This window comes from Thermodesulfobacterium commune DSM 2178 (assembly GCF_000734015.1).
GTDB classification, from domain to species: domain Bacteria; phylum Desulfobacterota; class Thermodesulfobacteria; order Thermodesulfobacteriales; family Thermodesulfobacteriaceae; genus Thermodesulfobacterium; species Thermodesulfobacterium commune.
In genome coordinates this window covers 1,381,788-1,402,382 of sequence record NZ_CP008796.1, presented here as the reverse complement: position 1 = coordinate 1,402,382, position 20,595 = coordinate 1,381,788, and the positions used below count along the sequence as shown (strand labels likewise).

Sequence of the window (20,595 nt, the reverse complement as noted above, 5' to 3'; positions counted from 1 at the left end):
GCATGTTTTTTGTTAGAAAATATTTAGGTATCTTAAGTTTGGGGAGGTTTAATGCAATATCAAAAGACCTTATCAGGAAAGGTTAGTTTAGAAGGTCAGGGTATTTTTACAGGAAAGACCATAAAGGTGGAAATAGAACCTGCAGGGATAGATACAGGAATTATTTTTGTCAGAGAAGATTTACCTGAAAAACCAGAGATTCCATTAAAAGTAGAGAATATATTTGGTCTTGAGGGTGCTACAGCGATTACCGATGGAACTCATATTATCTATTTAGTGGAACATCTTTTATCTGCCTTACACGGATTACAGATAGATAACGCCATTATCAGGGTATATGGGGAGGAGGTTCCTCTTTTAGACGGTTCAGCCTATCCTTGGGTAAGACAAATCCAAAAGAAGGGATACCAATATCTGTTCTATCCTAAAAAGAAGTTTAGAATAAAAAAGACTTTTAGTTATAAAAACGGGCATGGAACTATCGTGTTTAAACCTTCGGACACCTTGAAGATTAAAGCGTCTATTTCTTTTGACCATCCTGTGATAGGAAACCAAGAAATTTCACTGGAAATCAATCCTAACAATTATATCAGAGAGGTTTGTTTTGCTAGGACTTTTGGTTTTAAAGACATTTTGTTAGAGCGAATCAAGAAAGGCATCTTAAAAGGGGGAGATCTTTCAACGGCTATCATTCTTGATAGAGAAAAGGTACTAAATCCAGAAGGGCTGAGAAGTCAAGACGAGTTTGTGAGACATAAGGTACTTGACCTTGTAGGAGATTTGTTTGGTTTAGGAGGATGTTTGGTCGCTGAGGTAGAGGCAATCTCTTCTCACCACAGGTTACACATAGAAGCTTTAAAAAGTCTTTATGCCTCTGGTCTGGTAGAAGAGATAGAGGAGAGGGCTTTAACTTTTTTGTTGGTTTCTAAAAGAAAGAGATTTTAGTTGTACTACAGATTAAGCTACTTAGAGATTTTAACCTCTCCTATTTGATGGACAAGTCCGTCAGGGTTTTCAAACTGTTTTTCAAGTTTTAAAAGGTCTATCTTGTAGTCTTTTTCACCTAAGAGTTGGTCTAGCTTTTTTAAGATATAAACCAGAGGGTTTTTGATTTTATTTTCTATGTCAGGAAAGGCTTGAAGATAGATTTTGTTTTTTTCTACGGCGATTTTATAAGGTTCATAAACTATAAAAACTTTGGTACCTATAGGTACGGTTTCGTATAAGAATTTGATATGTTGAGGATACATCCTAATGCACCCATGGGTGCTTCTTCGACCGATGCTGTAGATTTTGTTGGTTCCGTGGATGGCATAAAGTCCTTTTGATAAATAAAGGGCGTATTCTCCCATGGGGTTTTCAGGTCCAGGAGGTACTACATCAGGAAGATCTGGGTCCTCAGCTTTGATAGAGGGAGGAGGATACCAGTATGGTTTTTCTTTTTTTCTTTTGATAAAGTAGATGTCTAAAGGAGGGAGTTTTCCCTCGTCTCCAATACCTATGGGAGCTATGAACATAAAAGGTGGATTAAAAAAATATAGTCGCATCTCTGGAAGGTTTACTAAGATGTAAGGTTCTTGAGATTTGAGAATAAATTCTTGAGGGACTAAGACCTGATAAGGAATGATTATGGTCTGGTTGGTTTTAGGAAGCCAAGGGTCAACCCCAGGGTTTGCGAGTACCAGATGTTGATATCCTACTTCAAAGGTCACCGCTAAATCAACTAAGGTGTCACCTTCCTTTATGGTATAGGTCTGATTTTTAAGATAAATATGTTTGTCAGGAATTATAGGGATAGACTGTAAAAGAGAGGCGGCCAAAGCTTGGAAAGATGATAATAAGAGGTAAAATAAAAAAATTAATGTTGAGGGGAAAAATTTATGCGCTTTCATAATGTTTTGCAAAAAATAGGTAATACCCCAATAATTAAACTATCCAAGCTAAAAGTCAAGCCTTCGGTGGAAATTTGGGGAAAAATCGAAAGTCAAAACCCAGGAGGATCTATTAAGGATCGTCCTGCCCTTTTTATGATAGAAGATGCAGAGAAAAAAGGACTTCTTACTAAAGATAAGATAGTCATAGAGGCATCAAGCGGAAACACAGGAATAGGCCTTTCTTTAGTTTGCGCGGTTAAAGGGTACAGATGTATGATTGCTATGTCTGAATCAGCCTCTATAGAAAGAAGAAAAATCATGCAGGCCTTTGGGGCTCAGATCCTTCTTACTCCCGCAGAAAAAGGTACTGACGGAGCTATGGAGGCAGTATATGAACTTTTGAGGAAAGACCCTGACAAATATTTTTGCCCAGACCAGTTTAACAACGAGGCTAACTGGAAAAGTCACTATCATACTACAGGCCCAGAGATCTGGAGAGACACTGAAGGCAAGGTCACCCATGTGGTATGTGGTCTTGGAACTACAGGAACAGCCATGGGAATAGCTCGATTTGCCAAAGACCACAATCTACCTTTTAAAGTAGTAGGGATCGAACCTTATCCAAAGCATAAAATCCAAGGCTTAAAGAACATGAAAGAGTCTTATCCTCCGAGTATTTATAATAAAAAACTCCTTGAGAGAGTAATCAACGTAGAAGATGAAGAGGCTTTTTACTGGGCAAGATGGCTTGCTCGGGAAGAAGGAATCTTTGTCGGAATAAGTTCAGGGGCAGCTTTGGCAGGAGCTTTAAAGCTGGCAGAAACTTTAGACCAAGGTTTGATAGTGGTTATTTTCCCAGATGGGGGAGAGCGTTATCTTTCTACCCCTCTTTGGTCTTTTGAGGTAAAAGACAAAAAAAGAGAAGAGACAAATCTTATCGTTTTTAATACCCTTTCTGAAAAAAGAGAACCCTTTTTTCCTCTAAGTTCTTCTGAGATTAGGATATATACCTGCGGTCCTACTTTAAATCTTCGTCCTCACATCGGACTTTATAGAAGACTTATTACCGCAGACGTGCTAAAAGAGTATTTGAGGATTAAAGGTTATCAAGTGAAACATCTGATTAATCTTACCGATTTTGATGATAAGACCATAAAAAGAGCTTTAGAAGAAAAAAAACTCTTACAGGAGATAACCAGAAAAGTAGAGGAGGAGTTTTATCAAGACGTTGAGTTTTTAAACCTTAGCAAGGCAGACCTTTATCCTAAAGTAAGCCAACATCTTTCAGAAATGGCTGACCTGGCTTTCAAGGTGGTTGAGAAAGATAAAGCTTACGTAAAATATGGGAGTGTTTATTTTGATATTTCCAGGCTTGAGGATTACGGGAAGCTTTCTAAGGTTGATCTTTCTCGTTTAAAACCTGGAGCGACCATAGACGTTGAAGAATATGATAAAGAAGAACCCTTTGACTTTGCCTTACTTAAAAGAGTGCATATTCTTGAGTTAAAAGAAGGATATTTTGTAGACACACACATCGGTAAAGTCAGACCTACCTGGCATATCCACTGTGCTGCTTTAATCCTCAAATATTTAGGAGAGGAGATAGATTTCTTTACAAGTGGAATAGACCTTCTTTTCCCTCATCATGAAAACACCAGGGCGGTTTTAAAGGCAATTACAGGAAAGGAAGTTGCTCGTTACTGGCTTCACACCGGGATAGTTTTTTATCAGGGGAAAAAGCTTTCTTCAGAAAATAGGATTACTGTCGAAGACATTAAGGCAAAAGGATTTAACGGAAGAGAACTAAGGTTTTACTTCTTAAGAACCCATTACCGAAATCCCTTTAATTTTAGTTGGAAAGGACTTGAGGAAAGTGCAAAAATACTGCAAAAGATTGACCAGCATCTTTGTTTGGTAGAGGCTTCTGCAAGAAAGGACAAAGAAGATCCCTCTACTTGGTCTATTTTAGAAAATTTTGGCCAAAGTTGGGAAAAGGCCTTAAAAGAGGATTTAAACACCCCTATGGTTATCTCAGAACTTATCTCTTTTTTGAAAAAACTCTATCCCTATCTAAAGCAAGGTATTAGTGTTGAGTTTAAAGAAAAGGTGTTTGAAAATCTTCAAACTCTTAACAAGGTGTTAAAGGTTTTAAGGTTTCCTAAAAAAGTGATGGATGAGGAAGTACTTAGGTTGGTGCGGTTAAGAGATGAAGCCAGAAAAGAAGGAAATTTTGCAGAAGCAGACCAGATAAGAGAAAAATTACTTGCTAAGGGATTTTGGGTATTTGACCTTCCCTGGGGTACGGAGGTGGTAAGTTTAGAGGTATGACCAGAAAGATACCAGAGGTATTACAAGAGATTTATCAGCGGCTTTTTGAGTTTTTTGGGCCTCAAAACTGGTGGCCTGCTGAGACCCCTTTTGAAGTTTGTGTGGGAGCTATTCTTACCCAGAACGCTTCTTGGAAAAACGTAGAAAAAGCCATTAGCAACCTAAAACAAAAAGGGCTGCTTAGTCCTCCGGCCCTTTATCAGCTTCCTGTAGAGGAATTGGCTGAACTTATCAAACCAAGCGGTTTTTACAACTTAAAAGCTAAAAGGCTTAAAGCCTTTGTAGAATTTTTGATGATAAACTATCAAGGCGACCTTGCTCTTATGTTTAAAAAGCCTCTTTCACACTTAAGGTCAGAGCTTTTGAACATAAAAGGTTTAGGCAAAGAGACGGTAGACAGCATTCTTTTATATGGAGGCAACCTTCCTATCTTTGTGGTTGACACCTATACCTATAGGATCTTAAACCGACATTTTCTTATTCCTGAAGAAACTACCTATGACGAAATTCAAACCCTTTTTATGGAAAATCTCCCTCCAGACCCACAGCTTTTTAATGAGTACCATGCGCTTTTGGTAGCCTGTGGAAAAAACTTTTGCAAAAAGAACTCCCCTTTATGTGATCCCTGCCCTCTGAAAGGGCTTTAAGTTGGGCACTTTATGATAGGATTTATCTTTGCTCTCCTTGCCGGGTTCTTGGTAGCTTTAAGCGATGCTTTAAATAAGAAATATTTTTCTGATAAAGGAACTTCTTATATGGTTTTTGCAAGGACTGTAGGAAGTTTACCTTTCCTTTTGCCTCTTTTTTTGTATCTTACCTTTTTTAAAGGTGTAGGGGTAGGATATTTTTCCCCTCAGTTTATGGTGGTAGTAGGTATTTTGCTTGGTTTAGAAACTTTAGCTACCTTTCTTTATATGAAAGGAATAAAGGTTTCTCCCCTTTCTGTTTCTGTACCTTTTCTTTCTTTTACCCCGGTTTTTATCATCCTTACAGGATATTTTTTGCTTGGAGAAAGGGTATCTTTGGAAGGTGCTATGGGGATTTTACTGGTGGTAGCTGGTAGCTATGTGATCAATTTTCCTTCTGCCAGATTAGGGTGGTTAGAGCCTATAAAAGCCATCAAAAAGGAAAAGGGAAGCTTTCTTTTACTACAAGTAGCTCTTATATATTCTATCACGTCTGTGCTTGGGAAAAAGGGCCTTCTTCTGACAGACCCTTTGTGGTTTTCTTCTTTTTATTTTACCTTGCTTGGGATTTCTGCAGGACTTGTAGTTAAGGTTTTTTATCAAATAGAGGTAGGCTCTTTTCTAAAAACCCAAATCAAAGGCATATTTTTGGTAGGCCTTACTCAGGCTCTCATGTGTTATTGTCATATGATAGCCTTAAGTCAGCTTGAAACTGCTTATATGATAGCCCTTAAAAGAACAAGCATCCTTTTTTCGGTGGTTTTAGGTTATTTCTTTTTTAAGGAATCTTATTTTGGATTAAGGCTGGTAGCAGCAGGTTTGATGTTAACAGGGGTTTGTCTGATAATGTTTTTTAAGTAGGAGGGAAAATGATTGACCGAGGGTATGTGCAGGTCTATACAGGAGATGGAAAAGGGAAGACCACCGCGGCTGTGGGTTTAAGTATAAGAGCTTTAGGAGCTGGATTAAAGGTAGCTTTTCTTCAGTTTTTTAAGGATGGAACCTCCTCTGAAGTAAAGATTCTCAAGACTTTCGATAATTTGTATTATCAGCAGTTTGGGGGGAAAGGTTTTGTGTCAGAAGTAACTTCTGAGCTAAAAGAAATTATCCAAAAAGGCTGGGAAGAAGCTAAAAGACTGGTTTTTTCTAAAGAGTATAATATAATTGTTTTAGATGAGTTTACGTTTGCTCTTAACTGGGGTTTGGTTGAAGAAAAAGAGATTTTGCAGGTCTTGAGGGATAAGCCAGAAGAGGTGGAAATAGTCATTACCGGGAGAGATGCTCCAAGAAGTCTTATTGAATTTGCCCACCTGGTGACTGAAATGAAAAAGATTAAACATTACTATGATCAAGGGATTAGGGATAGAATAGGGATAGAAAGATGATAAAGGATGCGGTAGTAAGAAAGGTAATAGAAGGCATCAGACTAAATAAAGAAGAGGCTTTAGAACTTTTTAAATTCCCTCTTCAAGAAATTGGATGGTTAGCCCGAGAGGTTAGGTTTAGACTTAACCCTGAACGGGTGGTTACCTATGTGGTTGATAGAAACATCAACTATACCAATGTATGTGTTTCAGGATGTAAGTTTTGTGCCTATTATAAACCTCCAGGCTCAAAAGATGGGTATGTGCTTTCTTTTGAAGAGTTGGGGAAAAAGATAGAAGAAACCTTAAGCTTAGGTGGGTATCAAATTCTTTTGCAAGGAGGGCTTCATCCTGACCTACCTTTTTCTTTTTATGAAGACATGCTGCGTTTTATAAAAACCAACTTTCCTCAAGTGCATGTTCATGGTTTTTCTCCTCCTGAGATAGTGTTTTTCAGTAAACGATTTGGGTTGTCTATAGAAGAGGTTTTGGAAAGGTTAATCAAAGCAGGACTTGATTCTATTCCTGGGGGTGGGGCAGAGATTCTTTCAGATAGGGTAAGACGCCTTATCTCTCCGAACAAGGCTACCACAGAGGAATGGTTAAAGGTGATGGAGGTGGCTCATAACCTTGGACTTAAAACCACCGCGACCATGATGTTTGGACATATCGAGACCCAGGAGGAGATTATAGACCATCTTTTGAAGATACGATCCCTTCAAGACAAAACAGGAGGTTTTACCGCGTTTATTCCCTGGACTTTTCAGCCTAAAAATACAGGGTTAAACCACCTGATAAAGGCAGGGTCTGCCTATTATTTAAAGGTGTTAGCTATCTCTCGTATAGTGCTTGATAACGTTAAAAACATCCAGGTTTCTTGGGTTACTCAAGGGCCTCATATCGCTCAAATTGCTCTTGAATTTGGGGGTAATGATTTTGGTTCCACCATGATAGAAGAAAACGTGGTAGCTGCTGCCGGGGTTTCTCATAGGATGAGTGAAGAAGAAATCAGACATCATATCTCATCTGCAGGCTATATTCCTAAAAGAAGAAGGATGGATTATACCCTTTTAGAATAAGCATGAAAGAAATTCAAGTCCTTCCTTACCATCATTTTTTACTTCGGGCTAAATGGGTGGTTCCTGTAGCCTTGCCCCCTATTTTAGACGGGGCCGTAGAGATTAGAGAAGGGAGGATTGTTAGGGTTGGGGAGTTTTCAACCCTGTCTAAAGAAACGGTAGGAGCCAAGCTGATAGATTTTGAAGAAGCGGTGATCCTTCCTTGTTTAACCAATCTTCATACCCATCTTGAGCTCTCCAGTTTTAGGTTTAGGATCAAACCTTCAGAAAATTTTATAACCTGGGTAAAACAGGTAATTAAACTAAAGGAAGAAACTACTCTGATAGAGTTAAAAGAAGGCGCAAAATTGGGGATTTCAGAGTTATGGAAAGAGGGGATAGGGCTTGTTGGAGAGGTCACAAATTCAGGGCTTACTTTAGACCTTCTTAAAGGAAGCCCTTTATATGGTTATGTGTTTCGAGAAATTATAAATTTTAAAGGAGGGGTTAAGCTGCAACCTCTTGATAAGCAAGATTTGGACTCAAGGTTTAAGTTAACCTATTCAGCTCACGCCCCTTATACTGTTTCTCCTTTACTTCTTCAGGCAATAAAAGCCTACACCAGAAAAAGAAATCAGGTTTTTTGTATCCATTGTGCAGAGTTTAAAGAAGAGGTAGAGTTTTTAAAGACTGGCGATGGTCCAGTAAAACACTTGTTAGAGGAAAGAAACCAATGGAACGAAAGCTTTTCTCCTCCTGGGATAAGCCCGGTAAAATACTTAGCCAGTTTAAACCTTCTTGATGAAAAAACTTTGTTAGTCCATGTTGTCCAATTAGACGAAGAAGACTTAGAGGTTCTTAAAACCTATAAACCTAAGGTTTGTGTTTGTCCAAGAAGTAATCTTTTTACAGGGGTAGGCCTTCCTAACTTGCCTTTATTGTTAAAGTCAGGTCTTGAGATAGGTATAGGAACAGATAGTTTAGCTAGTAACACCTCATTATCTATCTGGGAAGAGTTGAAGACCCTTTATTCAGCCTTTCCTGAAGTATCTCCTGAAATCCTTCTTCAGATGGCTACTTTAACCGGAGCCAAAATTCTGGGATATGAAAACCTTGGCGCAATTGCCCCTGGATACTTACCTAACCTTCTTGTGGTTGAGGTTTTAGATTACCTGATAGATGACCCTCAGGAGACGATGGTATCTCTTATCAACTCTAACAAGGAGGTTAAGTATAGGATTTATGGATAAACTAAAAATAGGGATTCCTCTTTACATAAACACACTCCCCTTACTTTTTTACCTTCCTAAGGAAAATCAAAGAATAGAACTTATGTTAGAGGTTCCTAAGAAGCTTAATCAACTTCTTAGACAGAATGTTTTGTGTGCAAGCTTAAGTTCAAGTATAGTCTATGCTAAAAATCCTCAAGAATTTTACCTTTTACCAGACCTATCGATAAGTGCTGTAGGAGAGGTAAAAAGTGTAGTGCTTTATCATAAAGAGGACCTTCAAGACCTTGACGGGCAACCCGTAGGGATAACCCCAGAGACCGAAAGTTCTTTTTGGCTTTTAAGGGTTTTACTTGAAGAGTTTATAGGGGTAAAACCTAAGTATGTAGAACTTTCTAAAAATTGGGGAGCTCTTTCAGACCAAGAGAGAGAAGAATTAAAGGGCTATTTAGCTATAGGAGATGAGGCTTTAATCCTTCAGCATAAGAAAGATGAGAGGTATGATATCACTGACCTTGCAGAACTGTGGTTAAAATATACGCATTTTCCGTTTGTTTTTGCTTTGTTTATTCTAAAAAAGGAGTTTATATCCTTTAAACAAGCACTGGCTGATTTTTGTTTAAATCTGTATTCTGCCAGGGCTAAAGCTTTTTCGAACTTAAAAGAGGTGGTAACCCATTCCCATCTTCATCTCCCTAAGGATTTTGTATACAACTATCTAACCCATTTAGAGTATGATTTTTCAGGGTTAAAACAAAGGGCATATCTATATTTTTGCGAGATTTTATACAAGAAAAAACTTATATCTTATATGCCTGAGCTCAACTTTTTCCCCATAGGATAAGGGTGAAAAATGAAGGTTGAAAAAAACTTTGTTAAAAACAAGTTTGACCGGATAGTTCGAAGGTATGACCTGGTAAACCTTATAGGAAGTTTAGGTCAAGACAGATTATGGAGACGTAAAGTTGCTTTATTGTTAGCTGAAGCCTCTCCTCCTCTGCTTGACCTTTGTTGTGGACCTTTTACCCTAACCTTAGAGGTCTATCGAAAGAGTAATTTAGCTAAAACCTTTGCCTTAGACTTTAGCTTTGAGATGCTTGCCTTTGGTAGCTCCAGAATAAAAGATACCTACATTTATCCTGTTTGTGGAGATGCAGAGGAACTACCTTTCAAGAACGACCATTTTGGGGGGATTAGCATAGCCTTTGGGTTAAGGAATCTACCTAACAAGGAAAAAGCTATAAAAGAGTTTTTTAGGGTTTTAAAACCAGGAGGAAAGCTAATTATCCTTGAATTTTCTTGGCCTAAAAATTTTTTAGTGCAAAGATTTTATGATTTTTACCTGAGTTATTATATGCCCCTTTTAGGAGGGGCTTTAACCGGAGACAAAGAGGCTTATATGTATTTAGCCGATTCTATAAAGGCTTTCCCGTCTCCTGAGGCTATAAGAGAAATGCTCTTAACCTCAGGTTTTTCAGAGGTAACCTATAGTCCTTTAACCTTTGGTATAGTAACCTTATATCAGGCTGTGAAGTAAACCTAATTTTTAGCTTTATGTAGCCCCACAGCTTCTTTTAAGGTTTCACTTTCTTTTAGCACTTGAGAGGCTACCAGGCTTGTGTTTTCTTGAGCTGTATAAAGGGCCTTTACTCTTTCTGCTATTTCATTGAGGTCTTTAGAGATGTTTTCGATGTTCACAGAGATGTCTTCACTTGAGGAAGCAATAAAGTTTATCTTTTCCTTTAATTCTTGGGTCTTTTCATAGATGTCTTTTAACATGTTTTCAGTTTGTTGAGCCATTTCTGCTCCTTTATTAACCTTTTCTATAGAGCCTTTTAGGGAATCTTCTACTGAAAAGACTTTGGCTTGTATTTCTTTTATAACCTCTTCGATTTTATCTGTAGCTTTGGTGGTATTATCAGCTAATTTTCTTACTTCTTCAGCCACAACAGCAAAACCTTTACCATGTTCTCCAGCCCTTGCTGCCTCGATAGTTGCATTAAGGGCTAACAGGTTGGTCTGTTCAGCGATGTCTTTTATCAACATCACGATAGAACCTATATGGTCTGAACTTTTTCTTAGGTCGTTAACCACCACTCCCAACCTCTCAAAGATGTCTTTGAGCCCTTTTATTTCTTTTGAGAGATAAGAGGAAAACTCCATCCCCTCTTTAGACCTATCAGAGGTTTCACTGCTAAAATCTCGTATTTGGGATAGATTTTGAACGATGTTAGACAGGGCTTCAGAAATATGGTTGGCAAACATAGTCATCTGAGCTGATTTTTCGGTTAAAAACCTTAGGTTTTCTGTTAGCTCTGTTGAGACCTTAGATATGGTTGTAGAATAACTAAAGAGATTTTCTGAAATATCCTTAGCCTGAGAAAAAAATTTTCTTCTTTTAAGTATGATCTCATGTAGAAGCTGAGAGGCTACCCCAAGCTCATCGTTACCGTATACCTTTATGTCAACCGTAAAATCTCCTTTATGAAGGGTAGCCAACACCCTTTTGAGTTCTTGGGCACTTTTCCCTATGTTGTCTATAACCCTCCAGCTCCAGACTAGCTCAACCAGAACTGCTATAAAAGAAAAAAGGGATAAAATAATCGTTCCGTAGGTTAAAAAATCTTTGAGACCTTTTTCTTTGATACCAGGTTGTACTTTCCAAGATAGGTATAAAAAACTCAAGTTAAGCAAAAACAAGATAAAAATGTGAAAAATTGTTAAGTTCCAAAGTTTAGTTTTGATTTTAGTTTTTTCTTCCATCTAATCCCCCTTCGGAAATTTTTAAATAGTCTTACATTATAAGATTTTACAACATTTCTTCAAAATTTAAAAATGGGGGTATGTCTACCATGGCATTTACTACCAGGTCTACCAGTCCGCAATGGGTTATTTTATACTTTTCAAATAGGTGATAAGTATGCTCCATCTCCCTTATGGTTCCCTTGCAGTTAGAGCAGGTTGCTACTACCAGTTTTATTTTATCTTCTTTAAGGACATCTTGAAAGGTTTCCATTATCTGGCAAAGTTTGACTTTGATGCCTACTTTTTTGCGAAAGGTTGGAAAGTTTAAACTTCCCATGATAGCAAACCCACTTCCTCCTCCACAGCAATAGTTTTTAACCCCATTGGGGTTCATCTCTCTAAACCGTCCTGGAGGAACTATCCTGTTTAAAACCTCTCTCTGAGGCTTTACAATTCCCATAAGTCTTACTATGTTGCAGGAGTCATGTAGAGTAAAGTAAAAGTCGTTGCGAGAAGGGTCAAGTTTAAGTTTTCCACTTTTAACTATTTCCCAAACTAAAGGAAGGCAGCTTTCTCTTTTTATTTCAGCTAAAGGCGAACTTGCAGGAAGTAATCGATCCAGTATTACGCAGAAAACCTTATGTGCATGGCCACATTCACCAACCAGGATCTTTTTTACCCCTAAAGAATGTGCTATCTTTAGATGATTTACCGCAATTCTTGCCAGTTCCACATCGTCATACCAGGCACCGTAGTTAACTCCATCATACCCCAAGGGTTCACTGCTTATGGTATAGTTAATACCTGCGGCATCAAATAAGATAAAAAAGGCCTCCATGTGGTCTGGCCAGGAAATGTACTCCCCAGCATTGTGTATAAAAAGATACTCTGCCCCTTTTTTATCTACAGGAATTTTGATTTTTTTGCCGGTTTTTTCTGCTATTTCCTCTTCCAAAAAGGATATAGTATCTTTAATACCTTGAGGGTTCATCCCAGTTGAAGAACCAGCCTTTAGATGAAGCCTTGTTCCCTTTTGATGAACCTCAGGAGGAGCCCACCCTAATTCTTGACTAAAAAGTTTCCTAAGCTCTCTTGCTATGAGCCCATTGTCTACTCCTATAGGGCAATAAAGAACACACCTTCTACAAAGAGTACACCTATAAGCTAATTCAAAAAGCCTTCTTATGAGATCATAAGTAATGTCTATTTCTTCTCCTAACAAGGCATTCAGCTTGCCGGTTAAAGTAAAATGTTTTTCGTAGATCTTTCTTAATATTTCTGACCTGAAGTTAGGACGGTAGACCTCTTTACGGCCACTTGCTAAGTATAGATGACAAGCATCAGCACAGGTGTTACACCTTACACAATTTTCTAAAGAAAGCTTAAGAGGTCTTATAAACGTCCAGTTAGACTTTGGGCTAAGCAACTTTTTAAGGCCGTGTAAAAACCTCTTTACTATTTCTGCTTTTTCCTCTTGAGAGATAGGATCTGGTTGAGGAAACATGCTGTAGCCGTCTAAACTTAGATTATAGGTTTGATACCAGTTTTCTGGGGTTTGATCTTTAACTTCTTCTATGCCAGGAATTTGTAACATTTCTTTTTCTTCTAATTTGAACAGAGGTTCCTTCCCAGGTTTAGAAAGTTCTTTAAAACATACCTTACTTTCTTCGTTTTTCTCTTCTAACTCTTGTCTTATAAAGTTGCAAAGGCTCATGTTAACCTCCTTTTTTGGTTTTATCGATTTAGTTTTGTGCGTTTTCAAGCCAGGTTTTTTCAGGTTTTACATGAGGGCCAGACCATCCTACCTGGTAGCCCAGTTGTCTTTCTATAAGTTTTTCTATCTTACTTCCTTTAGACTGGGGCATGTCATCCCATAAAATTTTGTGGTAAGTAAGATACTTGGCTGGACCATGAAAAAATTTGGAAAAAGGAAGATATAGTATAAATATATTAAATATAAAGAAATGCCAGAAAGCTATACCTTCAAATTTAGTTTCTTGTGGAGCAAAAAAGAGAATAGCATTAAAGTAAAAAAAGGCGTGTTTTAACCCATCGTCTGAAACAACCATCAAAAAGCCTGTAACAAATAAAGCCAACAAAAGTAAAAGGTTAACCCGATCTATCGGACTGGTGTAAAGTTTAAGGGTTGGATGGATAGTACGTTTGACCAACAGTCCTAAAACACCTAAGCTTCCCATCCCATATCCTAAAATTCCTACAGTTTTTATCAACCCTAAAGGTATAGAAATCTTTGTGTTTATTAGCATTAAAATCACAAACAAAAACATCAACCATAAACCCCAGTGCAGACAAAAAGACCAAATCCACAGCCCATAACGATTATAGGTTTTAACCCTCTCAAGCCACAGAATCTCCTTTAAAGGTTCAACCCATTCTCCAACATGGTCTTTTTCAAGTTTCCTTTCATACCAAGCAAACTCCTCTAAGTAAGAACCTCCGTATTTTTTCTTTTCTCCTGGTTCATGAGGTACTGGATAAACCTCCCATCTGATGTTTATGGGAAGTTTATAAAACAGATAAAATCTATAAGCTATTCCCACTACACAAACCAAAAAAGCTACATAGGTAAAAACTACCATCCCCATATATCCCTCCTTAGTATAGAATTTTCTTTTCTATAAATACTACCAAGGTAAATTATAAATACATAATAAAGCAAACATAAAAACTTGCCAAGCAATAGTTTAGGTATGTTTAAAGAATTGCCTTCTACATTTAGGGCAAAGCCTAAGGTAGGGAGGTATGGTTTTAGAAGGTTTTCCTAATAGTCTTCCTAACAAAAGTTCCGGTTTAGGCATTGGTTCGCCGCAGTTTTCACATTTTACCAGTTTTATCTCAGTGATTTCCATGTACTCGTTTTTAGAGATAGCTGTACCTATAAGTCGAGGGATAAACTGCATGGCACCAAAAGGACAGGCATCAGCACAGTCTTTACAAGCAGTGCACTTACATTTGTTGAGGATAAAAAGGCTTCCTTCTATCCTTATGGCATCAGAGGGACATACATAGATACAAAGCCTGCAGGCTGCACATCTTTCTCCTCTATGGGTAGGATAACCACGATAAGTACCTCTTACTGCTTTAAGGCTTTTCCCTTTAAATTCAATGGTTAAAGGTTTTTTAAACAAGTTGGTTAAAAGCCACCCTGCTAACTTTAGCATAGGTAGTCCCCTTCCTTACCAGTTTTTAAAAACCCAGGTTATTACTAAAATCAGCGTAGCCAATGGTATAAAAAACTTTAGGTAAAGAGATGAAAATTGCGAAAGTCTTAGTCTGGCAGTTATGTTTTCAACTAAAGCAAAGATAAAGAAGAGAAAAAAAGCCCCAAAAAAAATTAAAATCAATCCTACTGGAGGAGAGGTTTTTAACACAGGCAGATAAAAAAAGGCAAAGAGAGAACCAAAGATTGCCAGTTCAAGTAAGTAGTTAAGCTTGAAAAGAGCTAAAGCAACGCCAGAAGCCTCAGTTAAAGGTCCTTCTAAGATTTCAGCCTCGGCATCAGGTATGGAAAAGGGATTTAGTTTTAGTTTAGCTAAAACAGAAAATACAAAAAAGGGTATGGTTAAAATTTTTATCAAGACATCTAAAGGATCCCAGGCTTCAGCTATACTTTTTAAGCAAAAAGAATAGGGAGGTCCTTCAAGCAGACATAGCGTGGTGATAACCATGATGAAAACTCCGTTGTAATAAAAAAACATCTGTCCTGCTCTTGCTGCACCTACCATTCCATAAGGAGAATTACTGAAATAGCCAAAGATAATCTGGGAAAGAAGCGGTAGTTCTGTAAGGTAAAAAATAAGGATAAGGTCAAAAGAAAAGGAGCTTTTTTCTTGGTAAAAAGGATAAGGCATGATAAGTAATCCTACCAAAAGCCCTACGGTAGGCACAAAAGGTATTAAAAGGTAGGTAAACGAAGATATGGTATAAGGTTTGGTTATATTTTTTAGTAACAATTTGCTCAGGTCATAAAAAGGTTGGGTTACAGGAGGACCTTTTCTTAACTGCATCCTGGCTTTAAGTTTTCTTTTAAACCCTTCTAAAAGCCCCCCTAACACAAACCCAAATAAAAATCCAGGATATAAAAACAGGTCTTTTAGAAACTCCATAGTTCTTCCTCTTCGCACAAGATTTGTGCCGCTCTTAAAATGCCTTCTAAAATCATGTTAGGATGGGCTGAACAGCCTCCTACATAAACATGCACTGGAATAAAGTTATCTACAGGCCCTAAGACATTGTAACTTTTGGCAAAAACCCCTCCACTTAAAGAACACACCCCTACACTAACTACAGCTTTAGGTTTAGGCATCATGTCATAAGCCCTTAACAAAGGGTCTCTGGATTTAGTGGTTACAGGTCCGGTAACTAACAAAATGTCTGCATGCTTAGGGCTTCCAACCAGTTTGATGCCAAAACGTTCGGCGTCGTATTTGGAAGAAAATAGGGCCAAAATTTCGATATCACATCCGTTACAAGATCCAGTGTTTACATGAAATACCCAAAGAGATTTTTTTTGAGAGTATTTTAGAAATTGTTTTATAGCATCTAAAAACATATCCTTACCACCTTTTAAAAACCTATTATTAAACAACCTAAAACTATCGTAAAACTTAAAAGCATTACTAAAACCAAATCCAGTTTAGGTAAAAAAGGTTGAACGGTTTCTGGCTCTTTTTCTCCTAAAAACAGGCTATGGTAAGCCCTTATAAAATACACTAAGGTAAGACAACCTCCTAATACCATAAGCCCAAAAAGAGCTTTAGAGAGTTTAAAAACCTCTTGATAAAGGAAGAGTTTCCCCCAAAATCCGGGGAAAATAGGTACACCTATCAAAGTTAAGGCAAATACCAAGAAAGAAAAGGCTAAACCAGGATAGTCTTTGGCAAGTCCTTTTACCTTTCCTAAGGATATTACAGAAGTATTCTTTTCTATCCTATAGGCTATGAAAAACAGACCTAATTTTGCTATTAGGTGGTTAATCCACAGAATGGTAGTTCCATAAAGGCTTACCGGAGAAAAAAGGCTTAGTCCTATCAAGAGATACCCTGTGTCGTCGATCGTTGCGTAGGCCAAAAGTTTTTTTAAATTTTTTTCACAAAGAGCAAGCCCAGCTCCCAAAAGTAAAGTTATAATTCCTATGTATAGAGAAAATTCTCTTAAGCTTTCAAAAAATTGAGGGAACCAAGAAGCCTTTTCCACTGTCCTCCATAACAACACAAAATCTACGATCTCAAAAATACATATAAAAAACCCAGCGGTGATAGCATCTATACTTTTTACCACTATCGGTAGCCAGAGAAAAAGTGGAAAAACAGCAAGTTTTAGAAAGAAAGCTATAACCAACAAAACAATGCCTTCAGGGGTAAGAGCAAAAACAGTCTTTCCTAAGATAAGTAGAAACAAATAAGAGGTTTCTACAACCCCTAAGATTTTAAAAGCTTCTTTATAACCAAGAACCCAAAATAGCGTTAGCAAAGCTATTACGCTAATCCCATCAAAAAATAGACCATAAGAAGTCTCTCCCCAGAGTAAAAAGAGGTTAGAAAAGGTTAAAACCACAAGACAGAGTAAGACCGTCAATTTTTTGTTAAAATCTCTAAGGTAAAACACCCCACATAACAAGGTTATAGCCATATAGATTATGGTTAAGAAGGGGGCTAAAGCCTTCAACATGGTTTACTCCATATCTGTTCTAACTTTTTGACGGTAGTATAGACTTTCATGATTAATTTTTCAATAAAACTGCAAGTTTTTAGGAGGTATTGGTCTGGATCGGCTTTTTTATAAAAGGTTGCTAAACGGTTTTCTATGTCAGCCACAAAATCATCTGCAGTAGGATTAAAAACAGGTTCGTCCTCTCCTCCTTTAAAAACCTCGGTTTCTTTAATAATTTCCTTAGGTTTAAGCCAGGTAAAATAAATTAAAATCCCTAAGCCTAAGAACAAAATAAACAAAGCTCCTATTAAAACGGTAGGGAGTTGATAAAAGCTGATGTTAACCTCTCGGAGGTTTAAAAGAGATAAGGCTGGATTTATAAGAAAAGTGATAGCTATTTGAGGGAAAAGACCAAACACTACACACGGAATAGCTAGGATGATTCCTCCTGTAATCATAAGGTAAAAAGGTTTTTCAGAAAGCTGTTTGTTTTTTTCGTCAAGTTTACCTAAAAATGCGGTATCAAGCACTTTGATAAACGAAAGGGTGGTGAGAGTACTTATGAAAAGTCCTAAAGCTGCAGCTAATGGATGGTTAGCCTCTATCGCAGCCTGATAAAACATCCATTTACTTACAAAGCCGTTAAAACCTGGTATTCCTGAGATAGAGGCTGCACCTATCAGGTAAAGAACCGTGGTTTTTGGTAGTTTAGAGGCAAGCCCTCCCATCAGAGAAAGGTCTCGGGTATGGGTTGCCTGCTGGAGGATTCCAGCAACCAAAAAAAGGAGACCTTTAAAAAGGGCATGATTTAAGGTGTGAAAGAGAGAAGAAGCTAACCCAAGAGAGGTTCCAAGCCCTATTCCTGAGACCATATATCCTATCTGGCTAACTGTGTGATAGGCTAAGAGTTTTTTAACGTCAGCCTGTTTTAAGGCAAATAGAACTCCCATAAGAGAAGAGAACATCCCTAAATAAATCAGAAGGTTTTTCCAGAATTCAGGAAAGCCACCAAGTAAAAGATAAAACTTAAACAAGAGATACACCCCGCATTTTACCAAACAGGCTGCATGAAGCAGGGCGCTTACCGGAGTAGGAGCGTTCATCGCATATGGTATCCAGGTGTAAAGAGGCCATTGAACCGATTTGGCTAACACAGCTATCAAAACCCCAGCCAAAATTAAATCTTGATAAACCTTAGGGTCAGGAGATAGGGTAAACACAAGAGCTCCTAACAGAAACCCATAACCAGCGATGTGAGTCATCAAGAAAGCCTTTTTAGCAGAAAAACTCGAAAGGTCAGACTGATACCAAAAGGCTATCAGTTGATAAGAACATAACCCTGTAAGTTCAAAAAACACATAAGACCAAAAGAGATTTTCACTAAGGGTTAACCCTAGATAGGAGCCTATAAATAACTGAATAAAAGCATAAAATCTGCCAAAACCTTCTTCTTCATGGGTCATGTATTTTATAGCATAAAGATTAATCCCTACACTAACATATGCTCCAAAAAGAGCAAAAAATAGATTTAACCCATTTGCTTTAAAAATCAGTTCAAGGTTAATGAAGTCTCTTATCCACCTAAAAAGGGGGAGATGCCAACTAAATTCTCCAGTTTTAATAAATTCAAAAAAAGTCAGGTTTAAAAAGTATAAGGCTACAGCAGAGGTAAGAAAGGCTAAACTGCCATGAAACTTTGGACTATTTATCCTGTAAAACAAAGCAGAAATTAGAGCCCCTAAAAACAGCACTCCAACACTAAAACCAAGAAACATTTTCACTTCTCCTCTACAGTAATGGCTTTGGTTCTACAAACTTTGGCACAAGAAGGACTAAACCCTTTATCTTTACATAGGTCACACTTCTGGGCGATGATCGGGTTATACTTGTTAAAAGATGGGACCATTTCTATGGCTCCAGAAGGACAAATATAATAACAAAGCTTACATCCCACACATAAAGACGGATTAATGATAAAAGCCTCTCCTTCTTTGGTTATTGCTCCAACAGAACATATCTTAGCACAAAGACCACACTGATTGCAGGCAGAAATTTTTACTTTTTCTCCTTTTTTTATCACAAAAATCCTTGGCATAGTAGAATTGTGTACTTTCATACATATTTTTTCACAAGCAGTGCACCCTTTGCATAAACTGGGGTCTATTTTTAATCTCACTTGTTTCACCTCTATCTTTGCATACAAGAAAAACAGGGATCTATACTTCCAGAAATAATAGTTACATCAGCTACATCTTGGTTTATCAGGATTCGATTAAGAGCATAGATGTTTACAAAGCTTGGGGCCCTTATTTTTACTCTATAGGGAATGTCTGTCCCATCAGTTATACAATAATAAATAAGGCCTCCTCTTGGAGCTTCCCATCTACTTATCCCGATACCTTTGGGAATAGGTACAAACTTTTTGGTTAAAATCGGTCCCTTAGGAAGGTCTTTTAAGATTTGTTTTATTATTTTAAAACTTTCTATCATCTCAAGAAGTCTTACCTTAACCCGACTCAGCACATCTCCGTCTTTCTCTATTACTTTTTCAAATTCAAGGAACTCGTAAGCTGCACCTGGCATGGCAACATCTTTTCTTAGGTCGAGGTCTACACCTGAGGCCCTTGCTACAGGACCTACTACCGAAAGGTCTATCGCATCTTGATAGGTTAAAACGCCAATTTCTTTAGTCCTGCTAATTAAGGTCGAATTGCTAAGAACAGTTTCTATTAGTTGAAAAATCTCAGGTTCAAGACTGTCTATAGATTTTTTCACCTCATGGATTTCATCTTCAAGTAAATCTTTTCTAACCCCTCCTATGGTATTAAAGGCATAATTACCTCTATGTCCAGTGATACCTTCCATCAGGTCTTTAATGTTTTCTCTTGCATTCATACACCTTACAAACAAGGTTTTAAATCCTAAAATTTCGCAAGCAATGGCAGTGTTTAGAAGATGGGAGTGAATTCTTTCCAGTTCACCTATCAGAGTTCTTAAATATCTTGCTCTTAATGGAACTTCAATCCCTGCTATCTGCTCAAGAGCCTGAACAAAACAGGTAGGATGGGAATGAGAGCAAATTCCACAGACCCTTTCAACCACAATAATTCCTTGATAAAAATCTTTATTAGCCAAAAGAAATTCTATAGCTCGATGGACATATCCTATCTTAAGCTGTACGTTTTTTACTATATTACCCTCAGTTTCTAACTTTAGCTGAATAGGTTCTTCTAAAGCTATATGAATAGGTCCTATAGGTAAGACAAACTTTTGGGATCTATTCATGTCTTTTTCTTGAGACTTTTTGTTTTTCTACCTCTAAAAGAGGAAAGGGATGGCCCCCCGAAGATAAAAGAAGATTTTTTTCTTCTTCGGGGTAACCACTAAATTCTATTCCATAAAGTTCCATTATCTCTCGTTCTGACCATTCAACCGCAGGATATACTTCTTTTATACTCTCTAAAGTTTCCGAAAATTCTGCTTCATAGGTTAGTTCTTCAAGTTTACCGTTTAAATCAAAAAGATGTGTTACTACTACTTTGTCACCGGTATCAGGGTTTAGATAGGCAACCGTTGTAATATAGCGAGCTCCTAAGTTTTTAAGTTTTTTTGCTTTGTCTAAAAGGTTAATTCTCATA

General features: G+C 37.6%; 21 protein-coding genes. 9 read left to right on the top strand and 12 right to left on the bottom strand.

The genetic code is table 11. From position 1 onward, the window contains the following. Window positions 1-51: 51 nt before the first annotated feature. Complete coding sequence (gene lpxC / locus HL41_RS07150; protein ID WP_051754575.1) at window positions 52-945, top strand: UDP-3-O-acyl-N-acetylglucosamine deacetylase; 894 nt, start codon at window positions 52-54, stop codon at window positions 943-945. Between the two features lie 17 nt (window positions 946-962). Here the strand turns inward: lpxC and HL41_RS07145 are convergent, their stop codons facing one another. Continuing rightward, window positions 963-1,820: a L,D-transpeptidase family protein gene (locus HL41_RS07145; protein WP_158506237.1), complete on the bottom strand. Its 858-nt coding sequence runs from the start codon at window positions 1,818-1,820 to the stop codon at window positions 963-965. Window positions 1,821-1,880: 60 nt separating this feature from the next. On the opposite strand from HL41_RS07145, the gene cysS reads away from it, so the two are divergent. From cysS to HL41_RS07105, 8 genes are read left to right on the top strand one after another with little or no spacing between them, the layout of a single operon-like run. After that, window positions 1,881-4,202: a cysteine--tRNA ligase gene (gene cysS, locus HL41_RS07140; protein WP_038062255.1), complete on the top strand. Its 2,322-nt coding sequence runs from the start codon at window positions 1,881-1,883 to the stop codon at window positions 4,200-4,202. After that, on the top strand, window positions 4,199-4,849 hold the full coding sequence (locus HL41_RS07135) for an endonuclease III domain-containing protein (protein ID WP_200870700.1): 651 nt from the start codon (window positions 4,199-4,201) through the stop codon (window positions 4,847-4,849). Before cysS ends, HL41_RS07135 begins: the two co-directional genes overlap by 4 nt. Window positions 4,850-4,861: 12 nt before the next feature. After that, window positions 4,862-5,749, top strand: a complete 888-nt coding sequence (locus HL41_RS07130) for a DMT family transporter (protein WP_051754573.1) — start codon at window positions 4,862-4,864, stop codon at window positions 5,747-5,749. A gap of 8 nt (window positions 5,750-5,757) precedes the next feature. Then, entirely contained in the window at window positions 5,758-6,273 is a 516-nt protein-coding gene (locus HL41_RS07125) for a cob(I)yrinic acid a,c-diamide adenosyltransferase (protein ID WP_051754572.1), read from the top strand. After that, the gene (gene mqnC, locus HL41_RS07120) at window positions 6,270-7,331 is read left to right on the top strand and encodes a cyclic dehypoxanthinyl futalosine synthase (RefSeq protein ID WP_038062252.1); all 1,062 of its coding nucleotides are present in this window, start codon (window positions 6,270-6,272) and stop codon (window positions 7,329-7,331) included. Before HL41_RS07125 ends, mqnC begins: the two co-directional genes overlap by 4 nt. A 2-nt stretch (window positions 7,332-7,333) precedes the next feature. After that, a complete protein-coding gene (locus HL41_RS07115) occupies window positions 7,334-8,560 on the top strand; it encodes an amidohydrolase family protein (RefSeq protein ID WP_038062249.1) in 1,227 nt (408 codons plus the stop codon). Continuing rightward, entirely contained in the window at window positions 8,553-9,383 is an 831-nt protein-coding gene (locus HL41_RS07110; protein WP_038062246.1) for a menaquinone biosynthetic enzyme MqnA/MqnD family protein, read from the top strand. The genes HL41_RS07115 and HL41_RS07110 overlap by 8 nt, the downstream gene beginning before the upstream one ends. Before the next feature lie 9 nt (window positions 9,384-9,392). Next, window positions 9,393-10,076: a ubiquinone/menaquinone biosynthesis methyltransferase gene (locus HL41_RS07105; protein WP_038062243.1), complete on the top strand. Its 684-nt coding sequence runs from the start codon at window positions 9,393-9,395 to the stop codon at window positions 10,074-10,076. 2 nt (window positions 10,077-10,078) lie between these two features. Here the strand turns inward: HL41_RS07105 and HL41_RS07100 are convergent, their stop codons facing one another. The 11 genes from HL41_RS07100 to HL41_RS07050 form a co-directional block, all read right to left on the bottom strand. Beyond that, entirely contained in the window at window positions 10,079-11,302 is a 1,224-nt protein-coding gene (locus HL41_RS07100; protein WP_038062240.1) for a methyl-accepting chemotaxis protein, read from the bottom strand. Between the two features lie 46 nt (window positions 11,303-11,348). Beyond that, window positions 11,349-12,998: a (Fe-S)-binding protein gene (locus tag HL41_RS07095; protein WP_081856501.1), complete on the bottom strand. Its 1,650-nt coding sequence runs from the start codon at window positions 12,996-12,998 to the stop codon at window positions 11,349-11,351. 28 nt (window positions 12,999-13,026) lie between these two features. After that, window positions 13,027-13,890, bottom strand: coding sequence for a respiratory nitrate reductase subunit gamma (locus HL41_RS07090; protein WP_038062237.1), 864 nt, complete (start codon window positions 13,888-13,890; stop codon window positions 13,027-13,029). A gap of 99 nt (window positions 13,891-13,989) precedes the next feature. Further along, on the bottom strand, window positions 13,990-14,466 hold the full coding sequence (locus tag HL41_RS07085) for a 4Fe-4S binding protein (RefSeq protein ID WP_038062234.1): 477 nt from the start codon (window positions 14,464-14,466) through the stop codon (window positions 13,990-13,992). Window positions 14,467-14,481: 15 nt separating this feature from the next. Continuing rightward, on the bottom strand, window positions 14,482-15,411 hold the full coding sequence (locus tag HL41_RS07080; RefSeq protein ID WP_038062232.1) for a respiratory chain complex I subunit 1 family protein: 930 nt from the start codon (window positions 15,409-15,411) through the stop codon (window positions 14,482-14,484). After that, window positions 15,399-15,857 carry an NADH-quinone oxidoreductase subunit B family protein gene (locus HL41_RS07075; protein ID WP_038062229.1) on the bottom strand — a complete coding sequence of 153 codons (459 nt, stop codon included), beginning with the start codon at window positions 15,855-15,857 and terminating at the stop codon, window positions 15,399-15,401. The genes HL41_RS07080 and HL41_RS07075 overlap by 13 nt, the downstream gene beginning before the upstream one ends. A gap of 14 nt (window positions 15,858-15,871) precedes the next feature. Next, entirely contained in the window at window positions 15,872-16,972 is a 1,101-nt protein-coding gene (locus HL41_RS07070) for a proton-conducting transporter transmembrane domain-containing protein (protein ID WP_158506236.1), read from the bottom strand. Continuing rightward, window positions 16,969-18,732: an NADH-quinone oxidoreductase subunit 5 family protein gene (locus HL41_RS07065; protein ID WP_038062224.1), complete on the bottom strand. Its 1,764-nt coding sequence runs from the start codon at window positions 18,730-18,732 to the stop codon at window positions 16,969-16,971. Before HL41_RS07065 ends, HL41_RS07070 begins: the two co-directional genes overlap by 4 nt. A 2-nt stretch (window positions 18,733-18,734) precedes the next feature. Then, window positions 18,735-19,073, bottom strand: a complete 339-nt coding sequence (locus HL41_RS07060; RefSeq protein WP_235181289.1) for a 4Fe-4S dicluster domain-containing protein — start codon at window positions 19,071-19,073, stop codon at window positions 18,735-18,737. A gap of 71 nt (window positions 19,074-19,144) precedes the next feature. After that, window positions 19,145-20,242, bottom strand: a complete 1,098-nt coding sequence (locus HL41_RS07055) for a hydrogenase large subunit (RefSeq protein ID WP_038062219.1) — start codon at window positions 20,240-20,242, stop codon at window positions 19,145-19,147. Beyond that, a complete protein-coding gene (locus tag HL41_RS07050; RefSeq protein WP_038062217.1) occupies window positions 20,235-20,594 on the bottom strand; it encodes an NADH-quinone oxidoreductase subunit C in 360 nt (119 codons plus the stop codon). The genes HL41_RS07055 and HL41_RS07050 overlap by 8 nt, the downstream gene beginning before the upstream one ends. Window position 20,595 lies beyond the last annotated feature (1 nt).

Coding starts and splice junctions, on each gene's coding strand:
- lpxC (WP_051754575.1), top strand. CDS start 52: ATGCAATATCAAAAGACCTTATCAGGAAAGGTTAGTTTAGAAGGTCAG.
- cysS (WP_038062255.1), top strand. CDS start 1,881: ATGCGCTTTCATAATGTTTTGCAAAAAATAGGTAATACCCCAATAATT.
- HL41_RS07135 (WP_200870700.1), top strand. CDS start 4,199: ATGACCAGAAAGATACCAGAGGTATTACAAGAGATTTATCAGCGGCTT.
- HL41_RS07130 (WP_051754573.1), top strand. CDS start 4,862: ATGATAGGATTTATCTTTGCTCTCCTTGCCGGGTTCTTGGTAGCTTTA.
- HL41_RS07125 (WP_051754572.1), top strand. CDS start 5,758: ATGATTGACCGAGGGTATGTGCAGGTCTATACAGGAGATGGAAAAGGG.
- mqnC (WP_038062252.1), top strand. CDS start 6,270: ATGATAAAGGATGCGGTAGTAAGAAAGGTAATAGAAGGCATCAGACTA.
- HL41_RS07115 (WP_038062249.1), top strand. CDS start 7,334: ATGAAAGAAATTCAAGTCCTTCCTTACCATCATTTTTTACTTCGGGCT.
- HL41_RS07110 (WP_038062246.1), top strand. CDS start 8,553: ATGGATAAACTAAAAATAGGGATTCCTCTTTACATAAACACACTCCCC.
- HL41_RS07105 (WP_038062243.1), top strand. CDS start 9,393: ATGAAGGTTGAAAAAAACTTTGTTAAAAACAAGTTTGACCGGATAGTT.
- HL41_RS07100 (WP_038062240.1), bottom strand. CDS start 11,302: ATGGAAGAAAAAACTAAAATCAAAACTAAACTTTGGAACTTAACAATT.
- HL41_RS07095 (WP_081856501.1), bottom strand. CDS start 12,998: ATGAGCCTTTGCAACTTTATAAGACAAGAGTTAGAAGAGAAAAACGAA.
- HL41_RS07090 (WP_038062237.1), bottom strand. CDS start 13,890: ATGGGGATGGTAGTTTTTACCTATGTAGCTTTTTTGGTTTGTGTAGTG.
- HL41_RS07085 (WP_038062234.1), bottom strand. CDS start 14,466: ATGCTAAAGTTAGCAGGGTGGCTTTTAACCAACTTGTTTAAAAAACCT.
- HL41_RS07080 (WP_038062232.1), bottom strand. CDS start 15,411: ATGGAGTTTCTAAAAGACCTGTTTTTATATCCTGGATTTTTATTTGGG.
- HL41_RS07075 (WP_038062229.1), bottom strand. CDS start 15,857: ATGTTTTTAGATGCTATAAAACAATTTCTAAAATACTCTCAAAAAAAA.
- HL41_RS07065 (WP_038062224.1), bottom strand. CDS start 18,732: ATGTTTCTTGGTTTTAGTGTTGGAGTGCTGTTTTTAGGGGCTCTAATT.
- HL41_RS07060 (WP_235181289.1), bottom strand. CDS start 19,073: ATGAAAGTACACAATTCTACTATGCCAAGGATTTTTGTGATAAAAAAA.
- HL41_RS07055 (WP_038062219.1), bottom strand. CDS start 20,242: ATGAATAGATCCCAAAAGTTTGTCTTACCTATAGGACCTATTCATATA.
- HL41_RS07050 (WP_038062217.1), bottom strand. CDS start 20,594: ATGAGAATTAACCTTTTAGACAAAGCAAAAAAACTTAAAAACTTAGGA.